Origin of the sequence: Nostoc sp. KVJ3 (assembly GCF_026127265.1) — a bacterium.
Taxonomy (GTDB): domain Bacteria; phylum Cyanobacteriota; class Cyanobacteriia; order Cyanobacteriales; family Nostocaceae; genus Nostoc.
On record NZ_WWFG01000003.1, the window covers coordinates 138057 to 155864 of the forward strand.

General features: G+C 40.6%; 20 protein-coding genes and 3 pseudogenes. 9 read left to right on the top strand and 14 right to left on the bottom strand.

Features of this window, described 5'->3' with window-relative positions:
• The first annotated feature begins 180 nt into the window (after positions 1–180).
• On the top strand, positions 181–1491 hold the full coding sequence (locus GTQ43_RS31860; RefSeq protein ID WP_265276743.1) for a DNA/RNA non-specific endonuclease: 1311 nt from the start codon (positions 181–183) through the stop codon (positions 1489–1491).
• Between the two features lie 292 nt (positions 1492–1783).
• On the opposite strand, the pseudogene GTQ43_RS31865 reads toward GTQ43_RS31860, so the two are convergent.
• A pseudogene (locus GTQ43_RS31865) lies at positions 1784–1927 on the bottom strand (nuclease A inhibitor family protein); the annotation flags it as partial.
• Between GTQ43_RS31865 and GTQ43_RS31870 the strand changes: the two are divergent.
• The 4 genes from GTQ43_RS31870 (at position 1921) to GTQ43_RS31885 (ending at position 4775) form a co-directional block, all read left to right on the top strand.
• The gene (locus tag GTQ43_RS31870; protein ID WP_265276744.1) at positions 1921–2568 is read left to right on the top strand and encodes a S1/P1 nuclease; all 648 of its coding nucleotides are present in this window, start codon (positions 1921–1923) and stop codon (positions 2566–2568) included. The pseudogene GTQ43_RS31865 and the gene GTQ43_RS31870 sit on opposite strands and share 7 nt — an antisense overlap.
• A gap of 48 nt (positions 2569–2616) precedes the next feature.
• The gene (locus GTQ43_RS31875; RefSeq protein WP_265276745.1) at positions 2617–2793 is read left to right on the top strand and encodes a hypothetical protein; all 177 of its coding nucleotides are present in this window, start codon (positions 2617–2619) and stop codon (positions 2791–2793) included.
• 86 nt (positions 2794–2879) lie between these two features.
• A complete protein-coding gene (locus GTQ43_RS31880) occupies positions 2880–4232 on the top strand; it encodes a serine/threonine-protein kinase (RefSeq protein ID WP_265276746.1) in 1353 nt (450 codons plus the stop codon).
• A gap of 261 nt (positions 4233–4493) precedes the next feature.
• Entirely contained in the window at positions 4494–4775 is a 282-nt protein-coding gene (locus tag GTQ43_RS31885; RefSeq protein WP_265276747.1) for an isochorismatase family protein, read from the top strand.
• A gap of 221 nt (positions 4776–4996) precedes the next feature.
• Here GTQ43_RS31885 and GTQ43_RS31890 read toward each other — a convergent pair whose 3' ends face one another.
• Entirely contained in the window at positions 4997–5188 is a 192-nt protein-coding gene (locus GTQ43_RS31890) for a hypothetical protein (protein WP_104899669.1), read from the bottom strand.
• A gap of 312 nt (positions 5189–5500) precedes the next feature.
• On the opposite strand from GTQ43_RS31890, the gene GTQ43_RS31895 reads away from it, so the two are divergent.
• The 3 genes from GTQ43_RS31895 (at position 5501) to GTQ43_RS31905 (ending at position 6706) form a co-directional block, all read left to right on the top strand.
• On the top strand, positions 5501–5689 hold the full coding sequence (locus GTQ43_RS31895; RefSeq protein WP_265276748.1) for a hypothetical protein: 189 nt from the start codon (positions 5501–5503) through the stop codon (positions 5687–5689).
• Positions 5690–5935: 246 nt separating this feature from the next.
• The gene (locus GTQ43_RS31900; protein ID WP_265276749.1) at positions 5936–6379 is read left to right on the top strand and encodes a hypothetical protein; all 444 of its coding nucleotides are present in this window, start codon (positions 5936–5938) and stop codon (positions 6377–6379) included.
• Between the two features lie 69 nt (positions 6380–6448).
• Positions 6449–6706 (top strand): hypothetical protein, encoded by a 258-nt coding sequence (locus GTQ43_RS31905; RefSeq protein ID WP_265276750.1) that lies wholly within the window; start codon positions 6449–6451, stop codon positions 6704–6706.
• Between the two features lie 27 nt (positions 6707–6733).
• Here the strand turns inward: GTQ43_RS31905 and GTQ43_RS31910 are convergent, their stop codons facing one another.
• From GTQ43_RS31910 to GTQ43_RS31950, 9 genes and pseudogenes are all read right to left on the bottom strand, one after another.
• Positions 6734–7666: a GIY-YIG nuclease family protein gene (locus tag GTQ43_RS31910; RefSeq protein ID WP_265276751.1), complete on the bottom strand. Its 933-nt coding sequence runs from the start codon at positions 7664–7666 to the stop codon at positions 6734–6736.
• A gap of 305 nt (positions 7667–7971) precedes the next feature.
• The gene (locus GTQ43_RS31915; protein ID WP_265276752.1) at positions 7972–8304 is read right to left on the bottom strand and encodes a hypothetical protein; all 333 of its coding nucleotides are present in this window, start codon (positions 8302–8304) and stop codon (positions 7972–7974) included.
• Between the two features lie 149 nt (positions 8305–8453).
• Positions 8454–8939: a hypothetical protein gene (locus GTQ43_RS31920; RefSeq protein WP_265276753.1), complete on the bottom strand. Its 486-nt coding sequence runs from the start codon at positions 8937–8939 to the stop codon at positions 8454–8456.
• Positions 8940–9132: 193 nt separating this feature from the next.
• Positions 9133–9407: pseudogene (locus GTQ43_RS31925) on the bottom strand (HU family DNA-binding protein).
• 361 nt (positions 9408–9768) lie between these two features.
• The gene (locus GTQ43_RS31930) at positions 9769–10236 is read right to left on the bottom strand and encodes a DUF6985 domain-containing protein (protein ID WP_265276754.1); all 468 of its coding nucleotides are present in this window, start codon (positions 10234–10236) and stop codon (positions 9769–9771) included.
• A 363-nt stretch (positions 10237–10599) separates the two neighbouring features.
• Positions 10600–11667, bottom strand: a complete 1068-nt coding sequence (locus tag GTQ43_RS31935; RefSeq protein WP_265276755.1) for a WD40 repeat domain-containing protein — start codon at positions 11665–11667, stop codon at positions 10600–10602.
• 116 nt (positions 11668–11783) lie between these two features.
• Positions 11784–12083 (bottom strand): hypothetical protein, encoded by a 300-nt coding sequence (locus GTQ43_RS31940; protein WP_265276756.1) that lies wholly within the window; start codon positions 12081–12083, stop codon positions 11784–11786.
• Positions 12084–12266: 183 nt separating this feature from the next.
• Complete coding sequence (locus GTQ43_RS31945) at positions 12267–12710, bottom strand: HNH endonuclease (protein WP_265276757.1); 444 nt, start codon at positions 12708–12710, stop codon at positions 12267–12269.
• On the bottom strand, positions 12707–12946 hold the full coding sequence (locus GTQ43_RS31950; protein ID WP_179076480.1) for a hypothetical protein: 240 nt from the start codon (positions 12944–12946) through the stop codon (positions 12707–12709). The genes GTQ43_RS31945 and GTQ43_RS31950 overlap by 4 nt, the downstream gene beginning before the upstream one ends.
• Before the next feature lie 303 nt (positions 12947–13249).
• Here GTQ43_RS31950 and GTQ43_RS31955 point away from each other — a divergent pair, with 303 nt between their 5' ends.
• Positions 13250–14113 (top strand): TauD/TfdA dioxygenase family protein, encoded by an 864-nt coding sequence (locus GTQ43_RS31955; RefSeq protein ID WP_265276758.1) that lies wholly within the window; start codon positions 13250–13252, stop codon positions 14111–14113.
• A gap of 121 nt (positions 14114–14234) precedes the next feature.
• On the opposite strand, the gene GTQ43_RS31960 is transcribed toward GTQ43_RS31955, so the two are convergent.
• The 3 genes and pseudogenes from GTQ43_RS31960 to GTQ43_RS31970 all read right to left on the bottom strand — a co-directional run bounded on the left by GTQ43_RS31960 (position 14235) and on the right by GTQ43_RS31970 (position 17790).
• On the bottom strand, positions 14235–15578 hold the full coding sequence (locus GTQ43_RS31960) for an SCP2 sterol-binding domain-containing protein (protein WP_265276759.1): 1344 nt from the start codon (positions 15576–15578) through the stop codon (positions 14235–14237).
• A 345-nt stretch (positions 15579–15923) separates the two neighbouring features.
• Positions 15924–16658 (bottom strand): annotated as a pseudogene (locus tag GTQ43_RS31965) (IS4 family transposase); the annotation flags it as partial.
• Between the two features lie 20 nt (positions 16659–16678).
• Positions 16679–17790 (bottom strand): IS630 family transposase gene (locus GTQ43_RS31970; RefSeq protein WP_414859163.1). Its coding sequence is split into 2 segments (ribosomal slippage): positions 16679–17370 and positions 17370–17790, totalling 1113 coding nucleotides; the frame shifts between segments, so codons are not numbered across the junction.
• Between the last annotated feature and the right edge of the window lie 18 nt (positions 17791–17808).

Sequence of the window (17808 nt, forward strand, 5' to 3'; positions counted from 1 at the left end):
GATGAGCGTTTTCAATATCGCAGTGTCAACAACATTGTTTGCGATCGCACAATTAAGAGACATAATCTAACACTAATAAGAATTTAACCTACGTAAGCAGCACAGTTAGTTATTATCCTGTTGTGTTTTTAGCTTGAAATGCAAACGGACTACTGGACTTACGAGGTTAAATTAACAATAATGTTATTTAATTTTTGGCGCAAAGTTTATCGTAATGGGTGGTTGACAGGAGTAGTAATAGTTTTACTAATTACCTTCAACACGTTATTTAGTGCAAAAGGTGCAACGACTGTTGAAGGTTTTGAAACTGGCTCAAAAGGCAGTTATGCTTCCTCTGATGTCACCCTCAGCACAGGTCTTTGGAATTTAGATGATGCCTTGATTGGGAATCTTGCTAGTGATGCTAAAAGCGGTACACAATCTGCACGTATTCGCAACAGTGGTAAAGTTTCAATGAAATTTGACCGCAGCACTGGTGCTGGTACAGTTAGCATTAAACACGCAAAGTTTGGTTCTGATGGTAGTACCAATTGGCAGTTGTGGTGTTCAAGTAATAGTGGTAGTTCATGGTTACAAGTAGGTTCAACAGTCACAACTAGTTCAACAACCTTACAGACTGCAACTTTTACGCCTAACATCTCTGGCACATCTCGCTGTGAAGTCCGCAAGAGTGATGGTACTACTAACAGAACCAACATTGATGATATTACCATCACCGATTATAGTACTTCAGGTGGTAACGGTAGTACAAGTGTACACCTAACAATGGGTAATCCCAGTGGTGCTGCGGCTTCAGATATAAACAATTATTTGCTGGATAAAGCGCAGTATGCAGTTGGATACAATTGTTCATTAGGACGATCCAATTGGGTATCTTGGCAGTTGAATAGTAGTTGGTTAGGAAGCACACCAAGACAAGATGACTTTCGTGCGGATACTACCTTACCAGCAGGATGCTATCAAGTTCAATCTACCGATTTTAGTGGTAGTGGATTTGATAGAGGACACATGACCCCTTCAGGCGATCGGACTAGTACAGTTGCGGTTAACTCCAGCACCTTTTTGATGTCCAACATGATTGCACAAGCACCTGATAACAATCAGGGGATTTGGGCTAACTTAGAAGATTACGCTAGAACTCTGGTTAGCCAGGGAAAAGAAGTCTACATTATATCTGGTGGATATGGCGTAGGTGGGACTGGGAGCAATGGAACTTTTACCACGATTGCTGGTGGTAAGGTGACAGTTCCTAATCGCACTTGGAAAATTCTTGTTGTCTTAGACACTCCTGGGTCTGGAGCCTCTGGTGTCACGACATCTACAAGGGTGATTGCAGTTAACATTCCCAACGCCCAAGGGGTTCGGACTGCTGACTGGAGAAACTACCGAGTCAGTGTTGATTCACTTGAATCTCTAACCGGATTCGATTTTCTATCACTTGTTTCAACATCTATCCAATCTGTAATAGAAGCACGAGTTGATAATTTGTAAGTTTCGCTAATTTCAAAAACGAGCAAGTCTGCCCACAGAAGTAAGTGGGCAGACTTGCAATTTGACCAAGCCCTGTTGGGGCGAGTGTGGGGTGTGGGGTGTGGGGTGTGGGGTGTGGGGTGTGGGGTGTGGGGTGTGGGGTGTGGGGTGTAGGGGAAGATCCTTCTCCAACAACCACCATCTTTACAAGCCCCGTCTTTGAAAACGATTGCATTGGTGGAGGTACAAGCCCCAACCAATGCTGTCTTCCCTACACCCTAAACCCTACCCCCTACACCCTTCTTCGTGACCACTAAGTTTCAACAACTTTTGTTGAGACTCCTGCTAAGTCTTCATCTAAAGTTTTCCCAATAATATAGACATCAATATTTCTTGTGCCTATGCGATAAACCTTGATTGACTTTAGATTCTCTTTCAGAGATTCAACAAGTGTTTGATCACCCAGTTTGGCACTATATCAATTTTCCTTATCAACCTGGTAGTTCTTCAAACTCTATTCCTCGTGAAATTCTAGGTGAAGAAAATATTATATTTGCTTTTCAAAAAAATCTTGATATTATTCAAAGTAATGCCACCAACAGCGAAAAAGCAGTTGCAATATGCTGGTTATTCCATCTAGTAGGAGATGTGCATCAGCCATTGCATACTACCAAATTAATAACTAACCAGTATAAAGAACCAGAAGGTGATAGAGGTGGTACACGCTTTTATATTAGAGTTAACCCAAATAGTCAAACAATTAGTTTGCATAAATTCTGGGATGACCTCATACTAGGCTCAGAAAACTTTCAAACTGTTCGCAACACCGCAACCAAGATAAGAGTATCCTATCAACGCAGTAAATTGCCAGAATTAAGAGAAACTCAATTTAATAATTGGGCAAAATTAGAGAGTTTTAATATCGCTAAACAAAAAGCATATCTTAATGGCAAGCTTTCTGGCAGTAGTGATAAAAATGATGGAAAGCCGTTACCGCCAAATTATGCTGCTACCGCCAAACCAATAGCAGAACGCCGCATGAGCTTGGCAGGCTACCGTCTAGCTGATGTGCTTAATAAACTGTTCGCCAAGCGATAAAAGATATACAATCTCTTTTGTTATCCACTTAGATAATATGGGTAATTTTTGATTTTACTAGAGCGATTACCCCACTTTGAGAGTGATGTCTACGACGGGCTGTCCGGTGTTGCTTTATTTATCCCCAGGTTTCCTTACTCAGCAACCCATCACCAGCAACCATGTCTGTTGGCTGCTGTCAGAAGAAGCTCAAAGTCGCGGATGCCTGGGGTTGCCAAGAAATAGCCAGTAGGTCATCTTTTTTAGTGAAAGGGGCGTTTGCATGGGAATACTTTATATATATTAATTGCAACAAATAGAACTCTTATAATATGAGCTATTGTACTAATATTAATTGCCTGCGTCCGCAAAATTCTGAAATCTCTCGTTTTTGTAATAGTTGTGGTCAGGAATTGTTACTCAAACAGCGATATCGCCCACTCGCTGTCATTGGACGCGGTGGCTTTGGGAGAACGTTTTTAGCTATTGATGAACATCTTCCAGAACAACCCAAATGTGCAATTAAACAGCTATGTTTTCAAGAGGAAAATACTGAAATTTGGCACAAGGCAGTCAATTTATTTCACGAGGAAGCACTTCGTCTTAATCAATTAGAACACTCTCAAATACCCAAATTACTAGCACAATTTGAACAAAATAAAAAGTTTTATATCCTCGAAGAATTAGTAGATGGACAAACACTCGCCCAGGAATTACAACAACAAGGTGTTTTTCAAGAACCGCAAATTTGGGAAATATTAAAAAGTTTATTGCTCACACTCCAATTTGTCCATTCCAGACAAGTAATCCACCGAGATATTAAACCGGAAAATATTATGCGTCGTTCGGTTCGAGGAGACTTAGTTTTAATAGATTTTGGAGTTGCTAAACTCGCCACTAATACGAGGCAACTTCGTACAGGCACAATAGTAGGTAGTCCAGAATATATTGCTCCCGAACAAATGCGAGGAAAGGCATTACCAGCTAGCGATCTGTACAGTTTGGGTGTAACATGTATTTACTTACTCACCAATGTTTCTCCCTTTGATTTGTTCGATATTACTAACGATTGCTGGGTATGGCAAAAACATTTACCAGCAAACAATACTGTTAGCCTTCACCTCTGTGAAATCTTAGATAAACTTTTACAAAATGCCGTTTCTCAACGCTTCCAATCTGCAACAGAAGTATTGCATACACTAGAGCAACAACCGAAGAAATTGCTAAATATTTCTAACTATCAGACAGTAAGTACTATTAATTACACACATTTGCGTGGTTTATTAGCAAAAGGAAAATGGCAATCAGCAGATCGAGAAACTTGGGAACTAATGTCTCAAGCACTAGCAAAGCCTAGAGGTAGTTATATATTTAGTAGTGATGTTGAAAAAATTCCCTGTCCAGATTTGCAGACTATTGACCATTTATGGGTGAATTCCAGTCAGGGACGCTTTGGTTTTAGTGTACAGACACTTATTTATAAAAACGTTAATGGAGATTATGGTATTTTTTGTCATCAAGTTGGTTGGTATATATACAGTTATACTTCTGCCAACTCGGAATTTGATTTTAGTCTCAAAGCACCAATCGGTCATTTACCCTCACGTATTTGGATTGGTGGTTCTCAACCGTGGCGATACCCCAATGCTTTAGCTATAAAACTAGCAGCTTGTAGTATTAGTTAGTGGGATTGAATGAATGGACTATAGAGTTAACGTATCTAAATGCCTAAGTACCGAATGGCACGCTTGTTAAGCTGAAATCTGCTTCATGGCAGGGTGTTGGGGTAGTGCTAAGAGACATTCAATGGACGAGTCTGAAACTAGCTCTACTCTTCTTAATTCACTACACCCAAACCTGAAACCCCACAAAGTCGCCGATGTCGTCTTTTATAATATTGTTTTATTTCATGTCTTAACTCTTAATCTAAATAAATTCTGGCACAAATGAGCGAAGTCCTTCTTGTAGTAGATATGCAAAACGGTTTTATGCCTGACAAATGCAGACATATTATTCCTACTGTCATTAAATTAATTGAGCGTTTTTTGGCGACTGGTAAACTCGTTAAATTTACAAGATTTATCAATACTGCTGACAGTAATTATGTCAAACTAATTCATTGGTCAAAGTTGATATATGAACCAGAAACGAGCAAACACGGAGATGCACCCAACGACTGTTTATTAGGATACACTCTTCACAACGAAATACTGGGTAGTTTGCTTTAGAAATCAGAGTTTCCGTAGTCATATTGTCTAAATGTTCGCAACTCATAGGAATTTGAATGACACATTAATCAGAGTATAGATTAGTGCAGAGAAACTTCTATTTAATACAGCGATGGCTGCGCCAACGCCTGCCGGAGGATACCCGAATGCGAACAGCACCTCAATTCTAGAGAAGGGCTGTAAGGCTTCTGCAAAGCTTTGCAATCAAACCAAAATTTTAATTAAATATCAATATTTATCTGTTCTATCTGTCTAGCAGCTTTATCCCAAAGCTTTGCAGAAGCCTCATCTTTCCAATGATTTCTGAGATTTTCTGCTTTTTTATGACTGATCCGTTCTAACATTTCTAGAACTGCGGCTAATGTTAATTGATCAACAATTGCCTCTAAAGACTCCATATATTCTTTTGTCATAACTCACCTCTTGAATAACTTTTAACCTGGCATTCCAGAGATTAGCAGTAGAAATGCTGCAACAATGGTAGCCTTGTTCATTATCTTATGTAATTTTACTCTGCAAATTCTATAATCACCTTTTAAGAGGAAATTGTGTGAAGCTGTAAGTGAATGAAGAATTAAAACAAGTCGCAAGTCGCAAGTAAGTTTTGTGACGGGGATTTAGACCCCGACCCAAAACTTATCGGTTATTAAAACGGGGGACTTAAACCCACGGTACTCTGTTAAACTTTCTTCTACTAATCAGTTCTAACTTACATAATTGTAAATATGCCTTCAATTTCCTACAACCGCACCGATAGCCAGCAGCCACAAAGCATTACTATTCAAGGTTATATTGTCCGTCCCGGATTACACATTCTCACTTACGAGGAACTCAGGTTGCTACGGGAGCAAACACAGCATCATTCTCAGCTTGAACATTTAGTCAGCCAAGGTGTGATTAAGTTGACTGGTTAATAGTCGCCAGCACAAAAATCCTAACTCGCTACATCTAATTCCACTGTTGCTGGCTGTTGCTGGCTATTGTTGCTCCTTGACAGCACCCAGCTTCTCAATAAAAATGTCAATTACCTTGGCTGCTGACTGCTTGCCTGTTTTCAACTTATCAAAAATTTTTCTAATCTTTTTGCTTCGCTTGATGTGAGTAAAATTGTTATTGGTTTAAACTTGTCTAACGTCAACTGTTTTGCAGAGGTAATACAGATGTGGGAATGTTGCAAATGCCATGAGCAGAATGAAGAAACTTTCTCTTTCTGCTGGAATTGTGGTACCTCAAACGATGGAATCGAGGACAAGTCATTCCAGGGAGTTGACGAAATTGCTCCTTCTAGCATTAAAGGTCAGCCAGTCTTCGTAACATCAACAGGGCTAGCTGAGTATCCAAAACAACAACAAGTTGAACTTTTGGCGTGTGTTAAATGTGGTTCTGAAAATATAATTCCAAACGTTCGTATTCTCACCCACACAGAAGAGTTTAAAAAGGATCTGCAAGTAGAAATTTACGAGAATCCAAAAGCGCTCATATTTAAAGGAACTCACACTGGGACATTAACAGCATATATTTGTGGTCAGTGCGGTTATACAGAAATGTATATCCGCAATCCACAATACTTACTCAATCAGTACAAGAAGAATAAGAAAATTTAATTACCAATGTTTGCTTATCACCCTTGTTGACTTATCCCTGTCTTGTATTTAAGGAACTTGCATTCCGCGTTGCACAGCCGGACGTTCCTGCACGATCTCTACCCAGCGTTTAAGATACTGACAGCAATTCGTCATACAGAATTGTCACTGTGGATAGAAGCCCTAGACCGTCATCTAAAAGAAAAACTAGAAACCGTCAGCGCTCAACCTGAAATAGCCCAAGCTTTGCTTAATCGCCTAAATCGAGCAATGTTCAGATTTGGCAGCAGTGGCAGAGTATTTGGAGGGATAGCAATACAAAAGATATTTTGGCTTACTAGGCAGTAAGTATTTTGCACTGATGTGATATAAACGCTACACAGCAACTTGAATCAAGCTAGTATTCTCCTCAAGAATATTTATTTCATCAAGAGATAGTATTTTTTGTTGCATTTGTTGCAGGTCACTCAGCACGATTTTGGCATCCTCAGTATTAAACTTATAATACTCAGTTAAACTGCCGATGGGATAATTAAAGCCTTGATAGCGGTGTTTAAAATACAGTTCAACATTACCTCTATGCTCCCAAGTTCCTAATACTTTAATAGCAACACTCGAATAATAAGCAAGTAAATCAATTTTTACCTCTGCCACTCGCTTGATAACGGGTCTAGTAGTTACTCCTATTTTGTAGATAATTCCAATATTAGTTTCAATCTCTAAAAAATACAGTCTAGAACATAGAATACGTTGAAGTTGAGCGCGATACAGCTTCAAATCAGTAAGTCGGTATCCTAAATCTGGAGCGTTTTTGTATTCGGCGTGTTTAAAAGCTAGCTCCAGTTTCAGCAGTTTTTTAAGTAATAGCGGCTCTTGCACATCGTTGAATTGCCTGAACTCTAGCACCCCGACAGGAATTTTACCCAAATCACTAAATTCATATTCTCTTGGGGTTATGTATAAGTTTTTTCTCAACATTCCTGCTTTTATCAACCCTGGAGTAACTAAGTAGGAACTGATAGGATAATTTTTGACTCCGTACTCCTTCCAGAGGAGTTTTAACTGTGCTAAATCCTTGCCGGATAACTGAACATTAAAATTATCATACAGCGGTAGAGTTGGAAATTCTCGGTTAGCTATAGGGCGACAAGTTTGGTCATTATGAGCAAAATGATGCTCTTTTACCTTGCCTTTTTTAGCCGTTAGACCACCATCACAATAAGGACACTTAAGTAAAGTCTTTCCCCTGTTGATATCTTCAATACATATCAAGATACCTTCTTCATTTACACCAAATTTTAGCCACATCGTCAGATCATTATTGAATAGTAAAACTTGCTCTTACAAGTGTGCTTCAACTTTTCAAAAAATGTATCTATCTTCTGGGCTAGGTAATGTTGATTTGAAGAATGTAAGTGCGATGGAATCAAGCGGGCATTGAGCCGAGATATGTGTTTTTTGCTGCGAGATGACCTCAAAAGGCATAATTTCTCGTTACCAAACACGAATTTTTTGTTCCTACTGTATCAAATTATCAAGACTATACAGGGCAAGGCTTTTTCGACCTGGAATGCAGGTTTTTGGATGATTCAATTTAGAGCCATCGCTGTTTCTTACTTCTTTGCGCTTAATGCCTGCTGACTTAATTGCATCACAATATTTTGGGGTAATGGGTCTATGACAGCATCAGTAGGTAGTGATTGGATAAAAGCTGTTACCTCTTGCTGGGTTTTATATTTCCCCTCACTCCAAGCATCAGCAATCTGTTTCGCTACCCGGTCAGCATCATCTTGATTGGCATGGGCAGTAATACATTGAATATCATTACCTGTAAATGATATCCATGTCTGCCAAAGTCCCGTAACTGGATGCTGAACAATCCCTGTGGTCAGTTCGTTGTCCTTAAGCACTGATTTTTTCTTTGGGCCACCGAATCCTTTAAACATGGCAATATTGAGTAAACGCTATCTTTTCAGAATGCCCAAAATCAAAACTGCGATCGCTTTAGTAAGCTGCTAACAGGTTTGACTTGGAAGCAAGCGGGAGCAAAGCGTCTCCAAGAGTTGGCGTGCGGGTACTTCATCACATTTTTTACTTATTCCTGAACCATCAACTCTTGTAGCAACGCATCATTTATTCTTTGTGCCTCTGTCCCACTACTTTCTCTAATATCAAAAGCCTGCTGCACTATGGTTTGAACTGACTTTGGTAATGATTCAAATTTTTCCGAATTGAGTATGACGAGGCGGCAACCAGGATAAGGCATAAAATCAGTAAACGGTTCCATCCCCGATGTAATCAGAGTTTTGCTAAGTTCGGCGATGGGATGATGAGGCTTTTGGTTGTCCTCACTGCGGTTGATTTCTGATGCCATATAGCCGCAAAACCAACTCAAAGTGTCAATATCTTTCTGCAATGCTGCCAAAATCCCCGTTACTACTCGTTGGTTGAGGTTGACAAGTAGATTATCAAAGATGCTGTCTAGGTCTTCTGGGTGTCGCTTGTGGCAATAACGCACCGCAGATTCAATAAGTTTATCGATTTTGGTGGGTTGGGGTTGTCCAAATCCCTTTGCACACATGGCACTGCCTCAAAATTTACGTGCTGGAAGACGCGATTTTAACAGAAACAGATTTGTTGGTACGGGAGTAATACCAGAATTGTAGTAACGTTACTCCCTAAGAAGCAGTCAAAGTTTCATAGTCGATTCGATACCTGAATTAATCGATTGTGGCTTTGCATTGGATTGGATTGCTAGTGATAAAGCAATTCATCTATGGCGCTACTTTTTCTTTAAACTGTTTTCCAGCAGAAAACGCAGGCACTTTGGTCGCTGGATAGTCATTACCTCCTGGGTTTTGGGATTACGCCCTTCGCGTTCTGAGCGTTCGCGTCGCTCGAATGACCCAAAACCAATGAGCGTTACCTTTTCCCCATTGGCTACAGCCTCGGTAACAACTGACAAAAAAGCACTGATTACTTCATCAGCTTGCTTTTTTGTGATGTTGGTCTTTGCTGCTACAGTATCTACTAATTCACCTTTGTTCATAAATCACCTTGCAAATAAAGGAAATCTAGCATTACTATCTCTGATTGGGAAAGAGGAAAAGGAATAATTTCTAGCAACATACGAAAATTAACAATGCACGACTACTAGTGTGTCGATTTGGCACACTAGATAATTACCATTTCGTTTCCCTAAATGTTTGACTGTTGTAACTGTTGCACTTTTGGTTAGGTAAATCCACTTTCATATTCAGTCAAAAGAGATAGGATATCTATCCATAGGTACTACAAAACAGCTAGGAAACGTTCAATAGGCAATCGATATTTCGTTCCTCTGGCAGCGATCGCAGTATATAAGCGCGATGCTTCAATTCACCACGGTTTTATGCCAAGCTATATAGTTTTTACCGTCCTGTTTCACCTATCTGATCTGCATCGTCTGCTACTCCATTGCGAAAGCGTACTTCTAAGCCGTGTTCTGGCTCCCAGTCACACTCAGCTATCAACTTAAAGGTAGCAATATCTAAGTCATACTCCACATAAATATATGAGAAAGTGACTTGATCCCAGACCTGAATGGGATTAGCCAACAGTGGCATTGACTCATCTCCAATCATGTCACGATATACATCATAATTTTGCAGCACCAGAGGAGCAGTGATGCGTAACACATCGGGTGGCAAGGCTAGAGCCTGCCGAATAGCTTCACGCTGAAGCAATGAAAGTTCCCCAATCTGCCCCTGTTCAAAATCCACACAAATCCGTACACGGCGATCGCCCAAAACAGCACATTGTGCTAAAGTCCAGTAGTTATCTTCCAATGTCATCTGTCCAAACTCAGCATCGTAATAACTTCTTGGGGATTCCATCATCTTCAGATATTACCTTTATCAAGAAAGGCAGAGGGCAGGAGGCAGGAGGCAGAAGGGAATGCTGCAACAGTCCTCTGCCTGTGACCAAAGGGAACAAGGGTTTAAAACCCCGCCGTCTACACGGCGCTTACAATTGGGCGGGGTCTGAATCCCCGCCCCAATTGTTCCTTCTGCCTTCTGCCCTCTGCCTCCTGCCTTCTTCAATCTGGGCTTCCCTAGCAACTCCAAAAACTAGTGAAAATTTTACTTTGAAATTAGTCGTACTTTTTGAGCGAGAATATCGATAGTTAAAGTTAAGTTCTGTATCCCTAACCAGCTTCTCCTTTTAGGAGTTCCCATTCACCCAAAATAGCGCAAATGCAGTTATTTAATTTGCCAAATATGTATAATGCTATCCTCATTGCTACTAACGAGGGTTTTACCATCCAAACTCAAAGCAAGCCCTAAAACAGAACTAGAACCATCTTGAAAGGTATGCAACGGCTTTAAAGTCTCTAAGCTCCACAGTTTAATAGTGCCATCATAATTGCCGCAAATTAGAATTTTTCCATCGGGGCTAATGGCAAGAGATTCAACTGAATTAAAATTATCACTAAACTCATGCAGCAGTTTTCCATTTTGAAGATTCCATAACTTTAGGGTACTAATCGCACGATTTCGAGAAACTAGCTGACCAAAACTACCAGTAATAAGCTTTGTGCTATCTGGAGTAATGGCAATAGCATCAACTCCAGTTTTGTGTCCTTTGAGAATATGGCGTGTTTTTTTGGTTTGTAAATCAATCAGCCTAATTGTATTATCATCGCCACCCCCACTACTCACAAGGGTTTGCATATCAGGGCTAAATGCAACTTTACTCACAAATCCTGAGTGTGCAGGAATGGTATCAAGCAGCTTAAGCGTGTGTAAATCCCAAAGCTTAATTGTGCCATCGTCACTGCCACTAGCAATCAATCTACCATCTGAACTAATCGCAACGGTTTCTACTGGTTGGGTATGCCCACTGTCGCCTTTTAGCATAAGAAAAGTGCGTAAATCCCAAACCTTCATTGTTGGGGTGCTTATCCCACCAGTTACAATCCGCTTACCATCTGGACTAATCGCAATTGAAGTAACACCATCTGAGTGAGCGTCTAAACTACGCAACAATTTCCCAGTACGTAAATTCCAGAATTTAATTCTATCATCTCTACCTGCACTAATCAGGGTTTCGCCATCTGAGCTAATCGCAACTGCTCGAACACCAAAAGTCACTTTTTTATGCCCAGTCAGTGTGTGAACAAGTTGAATCTGTAGTTGGGACTGAGTAATTGTACTCTTGCCTATGGGAAGATTTGAACTAGAAGAATGTACATCAATACCAGTGATGTTTACTGCAATTGCTAAAACTATAATGACTGGTCTGGATTTGAGAAAATGCAATAATTTCATGGTGCCAAGGAACGCAATTACATAACATGGTTCCCATTGGATGGGACGCGATCGCACCTAATCTGATAGACCACAGTCAAATACTGGGTATAAATTAATAATCTAAATACGGATTCCTAGTGATTAGAAAAATTATCATTTATCATCGTTTCAATCACAATCCCGCCAAACCGAGCTTCATCAGCGCAGCATTTTACCCCATCAATATAGCAAATATGGCTTTCGTACTTCTCTTTAGTTTCAGTTATAATTCCCTCAAATCCTCCACTCATTGAGCTATTAAAAAAACTCAATTTTCGTCCCTGAGCATCACTTGCTTTGCTATAGCAATCATCGCAAACTGCACGTGGATATCTTGGAAAATATCGAGTTGGGGTCGAACAGATTGGGCAAGGATGAAATTCAGTATTACTCATATATTTTTACTTGAAAAACTCCATCTTGTGACTTGGAGATTACTCAAGCCCACTACCTGTACTGTCAACAGCAGGGCTTCGGCAATCACTCATGAGAAATCGATTGAGCAGGCGATGGACTACGCCATTGCTTGAGTGATGCACTTCTACAGTTAAAGAAATTGCAAATCAAAACTCTTTTACTTATCGTGAATCTTCATCCGGTGGATGCCAACCACCTTTGAGCCAAAGACGACGAGCTTTGACAATAGACCCTTCATTATGACGTTCATCATTGAGGTCTAAACGATTACTTGTAGCTCGTCCTACAGAACTAATGCCAATAATTTTTAGACCATCTGCTGACCAAATAAAGTGGTCAGACCACTTTTGCTGGCGTGGATTAAACAGAGGTAGCATCTGTCCTGTATCTGGATCAATTCCAGTGGTGAAATTATAGCGATATCCGTTACAACGCTGACAAGCTAACGCCAGGTTATCAGGGTCATCCGAACCTTTAAGAGACTGTGGGATAATATGGTCAATAGAAAATAGAGCAGCACTTGCTTCTTCTGAAGAATGACAGTATTCACAAAGAAATTTCGCTCTTTGTCTGACTAATTTTTTGGTCGCATCATTGACCGTCATGACTCAGAAATGATTTTGGCGTTGAGCAAGGTAAAAATTCTATCCAGTTCCAATATGCCTGCCAATTCAGCATCTTCCTCTCTTGTTAGCAATCCAGCTTTCTTTTTCTCAGACAATTCTTCCAGTCGAGACTGCAATTCTTCAGTAAATTTAAACAAATGTATGTCCCTAACTTTACTGAGTTTGATTCCAGAATCTACCCAGAATGAGGGTTGAACCATCATTTGAGTAATCATAAGCTGTATGTCTCGTTTAATTTAGCCGACTGGTGGTATTTTAACAGCGAATCTTCCTTAGTTGCTTTAGTTTGAATGTCAGTTGAGAAAAGGTAAGCAATTAATGTAAGATTACGTACCTCTGTAATGCAACTAGACTTGTCTTTTTCCCCAAGGAAGAGGCTCAAAATCGCGGATACTGTCTGTGATACGTTGGCTGATGCTAACCTTTAAAATTCGTAATGCCAACTTTAAGATGATTCGTTTTTTGCGTAAAGTACGAAACTTTAGGTGAATAATATTATCAAACGGTATTTACTTAAGATGAATAAATTGTTGACCGTACAGCAGCATTCAAGACTGGGCCAGGAAGTTCTACGAGATTGTAATCTTGCATCCATAACAGACCAACAAGTTGAGGAATTGAAGCAATCTCTCTGGGAACACGGGGTTATTGTTGTCAGAAAGCAAAAACTGACAGCATCCCAGTTGAAAGACTTTGCCATCCAGACGTTTGGTGACTCAACCCTCGGTCGTCGCCCCAAGCCTCTAGATCCCGAAATCGCTCCAGACTTACAAAGTCCTGGAGTCTCCATTTTAGGTAATCCCAAGGGGCTTTCTGGTGAGGTGGTCGGCAAAGTTGCTTGGCAATGGCATCACGATAAAGACCATCTCCCTAAAACAGAGGGATTGGATATGAATGCTCTCTATGTCGTGATGCTTTATGGGGTGTCCATCCCGGACGAAGGAACGGATGGACAGCCCCACACTACTGAATTTCTCGATATGCTGGAAGCCTACCACAATCTCGCTCCCCAACATCAGCAGCAATTAGGACTACTGTCGATGTATCACCTGTCACCTATCTCCCCACAGCCAGGGGTAGAGATTCCTCGGAAATTACATCCAATTGTCTCAACTCACAAAGTAACTGGGCGCTATTGTTTATATTTGGGTTCAGACACTTCGATTCTCAAAGGGCTAGAAAACAAACCAGAAGCTGCTAAACAGTATTGGCAGGAATTGTTTCAGGAGATTCTGGACTGTACGCCAGTTTATGCCCATATTTGGCAAGCTGGAGATATTGTGTTTTGGGATAACTCCCAAGTTATGCATACAGGTATGCCCTACAATGCAAATAAATATAAGCGGATTGCTCTCCGTGTTGCTGTTATGTCCAATAGCTGAAGTTGGAGACAATTGCGGAGTTTGGCGGGGTCAACAAAAGAATGCTAGCCCTCAATTAGTTCCGGTATTGTGTCCCCTTGCGGGGTAATTAGTTAGGCATTTCTAGAATTTAATGAATATTTCAGGCAGGAAAACATTTACCAAATGCCTGAAGTAGTTTAAGAGAACCACTAACCCGAATTTTACACCGCAGCAATGCCCAAATTAGGTTTTGTTCCTTGCCAAGAAAACCCAGCCAAGTTTTGCTATCTGCCGTGACAGAAATATCTGCTTTCCCAAGATGTCCTTCTTGAACTCGTACCATTTTATTTTGAATCGTCACTGTTGCACGACGAGACTCAGAACCAGTGAATGTGAAATGGTAAATTGCACTCAATCCCTCCGACCGATTGCGTTGAAATAACAATGGTAATCCAAAGAGAAATCCTTGAATCGATTGAGGACGAATGCCACTGCTCACAAGCTTCACCGTTTTATTGGGAAAATGTTTGGCAACATAGTTTTCGGCATCCGATCCCGGCACCACATAGATGGTTTCGGTTTTGTCCTGCAATGGCTTGACCACATCTTTAATAAATGCTTTGCGATCGCTCAAGAATGGGGCAATTACATCCTCTCCCGCCGGACATGCCGCAATACAGTAGGCTGCTTTGTAGTTCGGCTTGAAAGACAAGCTTTGCCACATTGAGGCTGATTCAGAAGCAGTGACTTTTTTTCGATAATCACTAGCACTTTTGCTGTCAGCGATCGTCTCTGTCCAATCTGTGAATCCGCCCATGAACTCGCGGTAATTATGAGTGTAACAAGCTGAAAAGCTAAAACTACCATCAGCCCCGATTGCGCCTACAGGACAAGCCGCAACACACAATTTACACTCAATGCAGGGATTGTAATCGATCGGGTGGGCGTACTCCGTTACTTCTGTATCGATTAAAACTGTACCGAGGGCAATGAAATTACCAAACTTGGGATGAATCACATTTCGATGAATTCCTATGTGTCCTAATCCTGCTTCAACAGCCACAGGTTTATGAGATATAACCCAGGCTTTTTTGTCTGGATAACGATCCATTTCCATTGGGAATGCCACTGACGGATTCAAGGCTCGGACACCAATTTGCGCGAATGCTTTGACGAGGTTTCGAGCTACTTCATCTGCATGGTCGTAATTGGCATGAAATTCCAGATTAGCGATTGATCGTGCTGGAGTGCGAACGTTTTCCCGATTCATGCAGCAGACAAAGCTAATCAATGTTTTGGTGGGTGGAAATACTGTCAGAATTTCGGCATGTTGGTCGGCGATCGCGGGTCGATAAATTTCCACAAATCCTACATCATCAGCACCCGCATCCAAACAAAGTGTTCGGAGTGAATCAGAATTCAAAGCGACTGTGCTTGTTTTTGGGTTGTTTGTAGACTGCTCACGCCACCATCTCACGGTAGGATGGTTATCAAATTTAGCCATAAAAGCCTCTAGCGTTGATAACTATAAATCTGTATAGATTTTGGATTTTGGCTAACTCATAGTTTTTATATCAAGCAGTAGCAATTGCAATGTTTGACATTTTTGTTGTCCAAAAAATCGCATTACTACAGTTCAAGATTGAAGTTGCTGCATCAGACCTGCCGCAATACTTCTCGGTTAAGAATTAAGCGGTATTGAGAATAGAAAAGGTGAGTGGTTGAAATTTAGTTCCCATTGCTCTGTGGATTGGTTTTCTAGATGGGAACTTTGAGCGAGGTTTTTTAACTACTCTGGGGTTAGATATGCTTTGTCTTGGAGGAATTTTTTGCTCCAAAATTTCAATAATTAGCTTGGAGAAAAAAAGGGGAGTTGCTCGTTACTGGCATCCTGAAAATCAGAAATAGCCCGTCGAATAACTTTGAGAGTACCAGTAAAACCTAAGCGCAATGGAGATATTCCAGCGTGAGTTGCTGCTTGAAACATCAAAGTGCGAACTGCATAATGTCCTAAAAGCCAGCCGTAGATTTCTTGAACAACTTCACGGGGTTTAAGAGAGCGAATTGGAGTTTTGCGCCCATTGAGATGAGTTTTCAACTCATCAATAGTATTTTCGATTTCCCAACGTTGATGATATTCGTTAGCTAATAATAAAGCTGGAAACACAGCAATATCCATCAAACTGGTAATTAAGCGATAAGTTTTTTGTCCATCATCAGAGTCGATAGTGTATTCTATGACCCGAACCTGAATCTGTGTCCCACCTTTGTTTTTGGATTTGCGATCTGGAGCAATCCACGACAGATATGAGCCATCTTCTAAAACTTTTTCTACTGGAAATTTAACATTCTTCGGAACTCGTCCAAGATATTGGCATCCACGATTTTTAGTAGCATGAACCATCCGATAAGAATGTAACCCTCTGTCCCACATTAGTAGCATCCCTTGACCACAGCTTCGTAGTAGTTTTAAAGCTCGCACTCTCTCACCGATACGATAGGGACACATTAAGGCATCAACAATCAGATGAGTTCCCGCCTCCACTAACAATACCAAACGTACCTTCGGGAAAGCAGCCCTAGTAGTCTACCAAGCCAACTTTGCTAAGTTAAATCCGGGTATAAACGCTGCATTTTTCGACGAGCATCTTTGGTTTGGAAACCCCAATAGACACTGGCTTTTTGTTGATTACGTTGTTTCTCCCAAGCAGCAATCTCAGAAGTTAATGTTTCTGCATTAGGAATACGCCGTTCTAAACATTGGCGAGATAAAACAGATAATTCAATTTCTACTTGATTTAACCAAGAAGCGTGTTTAGGAGTATAGTGAAACTCTAATTTTTGAATAATTCGACGTGCTTCTTCTGGTGGAAAAACTTCATATAACGCGCTGGGAGTATGAATATTTAGGTTATCAACTACTAAACGAATAATATCAGCATCTTGATAATCAATATCTACTAACTTTTTCATTTGAAGAGCAAAATCGGCTTTAGTTCGACGTTCTGTAACTTCGATATGCCGCCATCCAGCCAAGGGTTGAAAACATGCAAATAAATTGACTGTCCCGTTACGCTTATACTCGAAATCATAACGTTCAGGCTGCTCCGGCTCTGGTGGTAAAGGAAGTCTTACTTCTTCTACTAATTGGTAGGGACGTTCATCAAAGCAGACTACAGGGCGTTTAGGATCATAAGGCTCATTATATAAATCCAACACATCCTCCATTCTGAATACATACTCTGCGTTAACTTCGGGAATACACCACTGTTCTTTTAACCACGGTTTAATTTCGTTTTTTTTAGAGTTTGACGTATTGTTTCGTCGGAAATTGAATCTATTATCCCAAGGTTTACTAAGTGATCCGCTAATAATTGCATTGTCCAACGCACTCTCCCTTCTGGCGGCTTAGAACAAGCCGTTGCAATCAAAAATGCTTCTTGCTTTTCATCTAATTTTTTAGGTTTTGGTGGATGAACTTCATCCTTTAAAGCAAAATCTAACCCACCAATGACAAATTTTTCTCGTATTCGTTGCACTGTTGCAACATGCGCTCTAACTATGCTAGCGATCGCTTGATCCCTTTCTCTATCAGTTGCCATCAGAAGAATGTTTGCACGGGTTATAGTTCTTGCTTTGTGCTTACCTTTTTTAATTATTGCCTGTAGCTGAGAAACTTCATCTTCATTCAAGTCAACAATGTACTTTTTGGCCATACCACACCCCGTTTTTGG

What these genes read in the sequence shown, in the direction of transcription:
- GTQ43_RS31860 (WP_265276743.1), top strand. Translation starts at nt 181, where the DNA reads ATGTTATTTAATTTTTGGCGCAAAGTTTATCGTAATGGGTGGTTGACA.
- GTQ43_RS31880 (WP_265276746.1), top strand. Translation starts at nt 2,880, where the DNA reads ATGAGCTATTGTACTAATATTAATTGCCTGCGTCCGCAAAATTCTGAA.
- GTQ43_RS31885 (WP_265276747.1), top strand. Translation starts at nt 4,494, where the DNA reads ATGAGCGAAGTCCTTCTTGTAGTAGATATGCAAAACGGTTTTATGCCT.
- GTQ43_RS31890 (WP_104899669.1), bottom strand. Translation starts at nt 5,188, where the DNA reads ATGACAAAAGAATATATGGAGTCTTTAGAGGCAATTGTTGATCAATTA.
- GTQ43_RS31895 (WP_265276748.1), top strand. Translation starts at nt 5,501, where the DNA reads ATGCCTTCAATTTCCTACAACCGCACCGATAGCCAGCAGCCACAAAGC.
- GTQ43_RS31900 (WP_265276749.1), top strand. Translation starts at nt 5,936, where the DNA reads ATGTGGGAATGTTGCAAATGCCATGAGCAGAATGAAGAAACTTTCTCT.
- GTQ43_RS31910 (WP_265276751.1), bottom strand. Translation starts at nt 7,666, where the DNA reads ATGTGGCTAAAATTTGGTGTAAATGAAGAAGGTATCTTGATATGTATT.
- GTQ43_RS31915 (WP_265276752.1), bottom strand. Translation starts at nt 8,304, where the DNA reads ATGTTTAAAGGATTCGGTGGCCCAAAGAAAAAATCAGTGCTTAAGGAC.
- GTQ43_RS31920 (WP_265276753.1), bottom strand. Translation starts at nt 8,939, where the DNA reads ATGTGTGCAAAGGGATTTGGACAACCCCAACCCACCAAAATCGATAAA.
- GTQ43_RS31930 (WP_265276754.1), bottom strand. Translation starts at nt 10,236, where the DNA reads ATGATGGAATCCCCAAGAAGTTATTACGATGCTGAGTTTGGACAGATG.
- GTQ43_RS31935 (WP_265276755.1), bottom strand. Translation starts at nt 11,667, where the DNA reads ATGAAATTATTGCATTTTCTCAAATCCAGACCAGTCATTATAGTTTTA.
- GTQ43_RS31940 (WP_265276756.1), bottom strand. Translation starts at nt 12,083, where the DNA reads ATGAGTAATACTGAATTTCATCCTTGCCCAATCTGTTCGACCCCAACT.
- GTQ43_RS31945 (WP_265276757.1), bottom strand. Translation starts at nt 12,710, where the DNA reads ATGACGGTCAATGATGCGACCAAAAAATTAGTCAGACAAAGAGCGAAA.
- GTQ43_RS31950 (WP_179076480.1), bottom strand. Translation starts at nt 12,946, where the DNA reads ATGATTACTCAAATGATGGTTCAACCCTCATTCTGGGTAGATTCTGGA.
- GTQ43_RS31955 (WP_265276758.1), top strand. Translation starts at nt 13,250, where the DNA reads ATGAATAAATTGTTGACCGTACAGCAGCATTCAAGACTGGGCCAGGAA.
- GTQ43_RS31960 (WP_265276759.1), bottom strand. Translation starts at nt 15,578, where the DNA reads ATGGCTAAATTTGATAACCATCCTACCGTGAGATGGTGGCGTGAGCAG.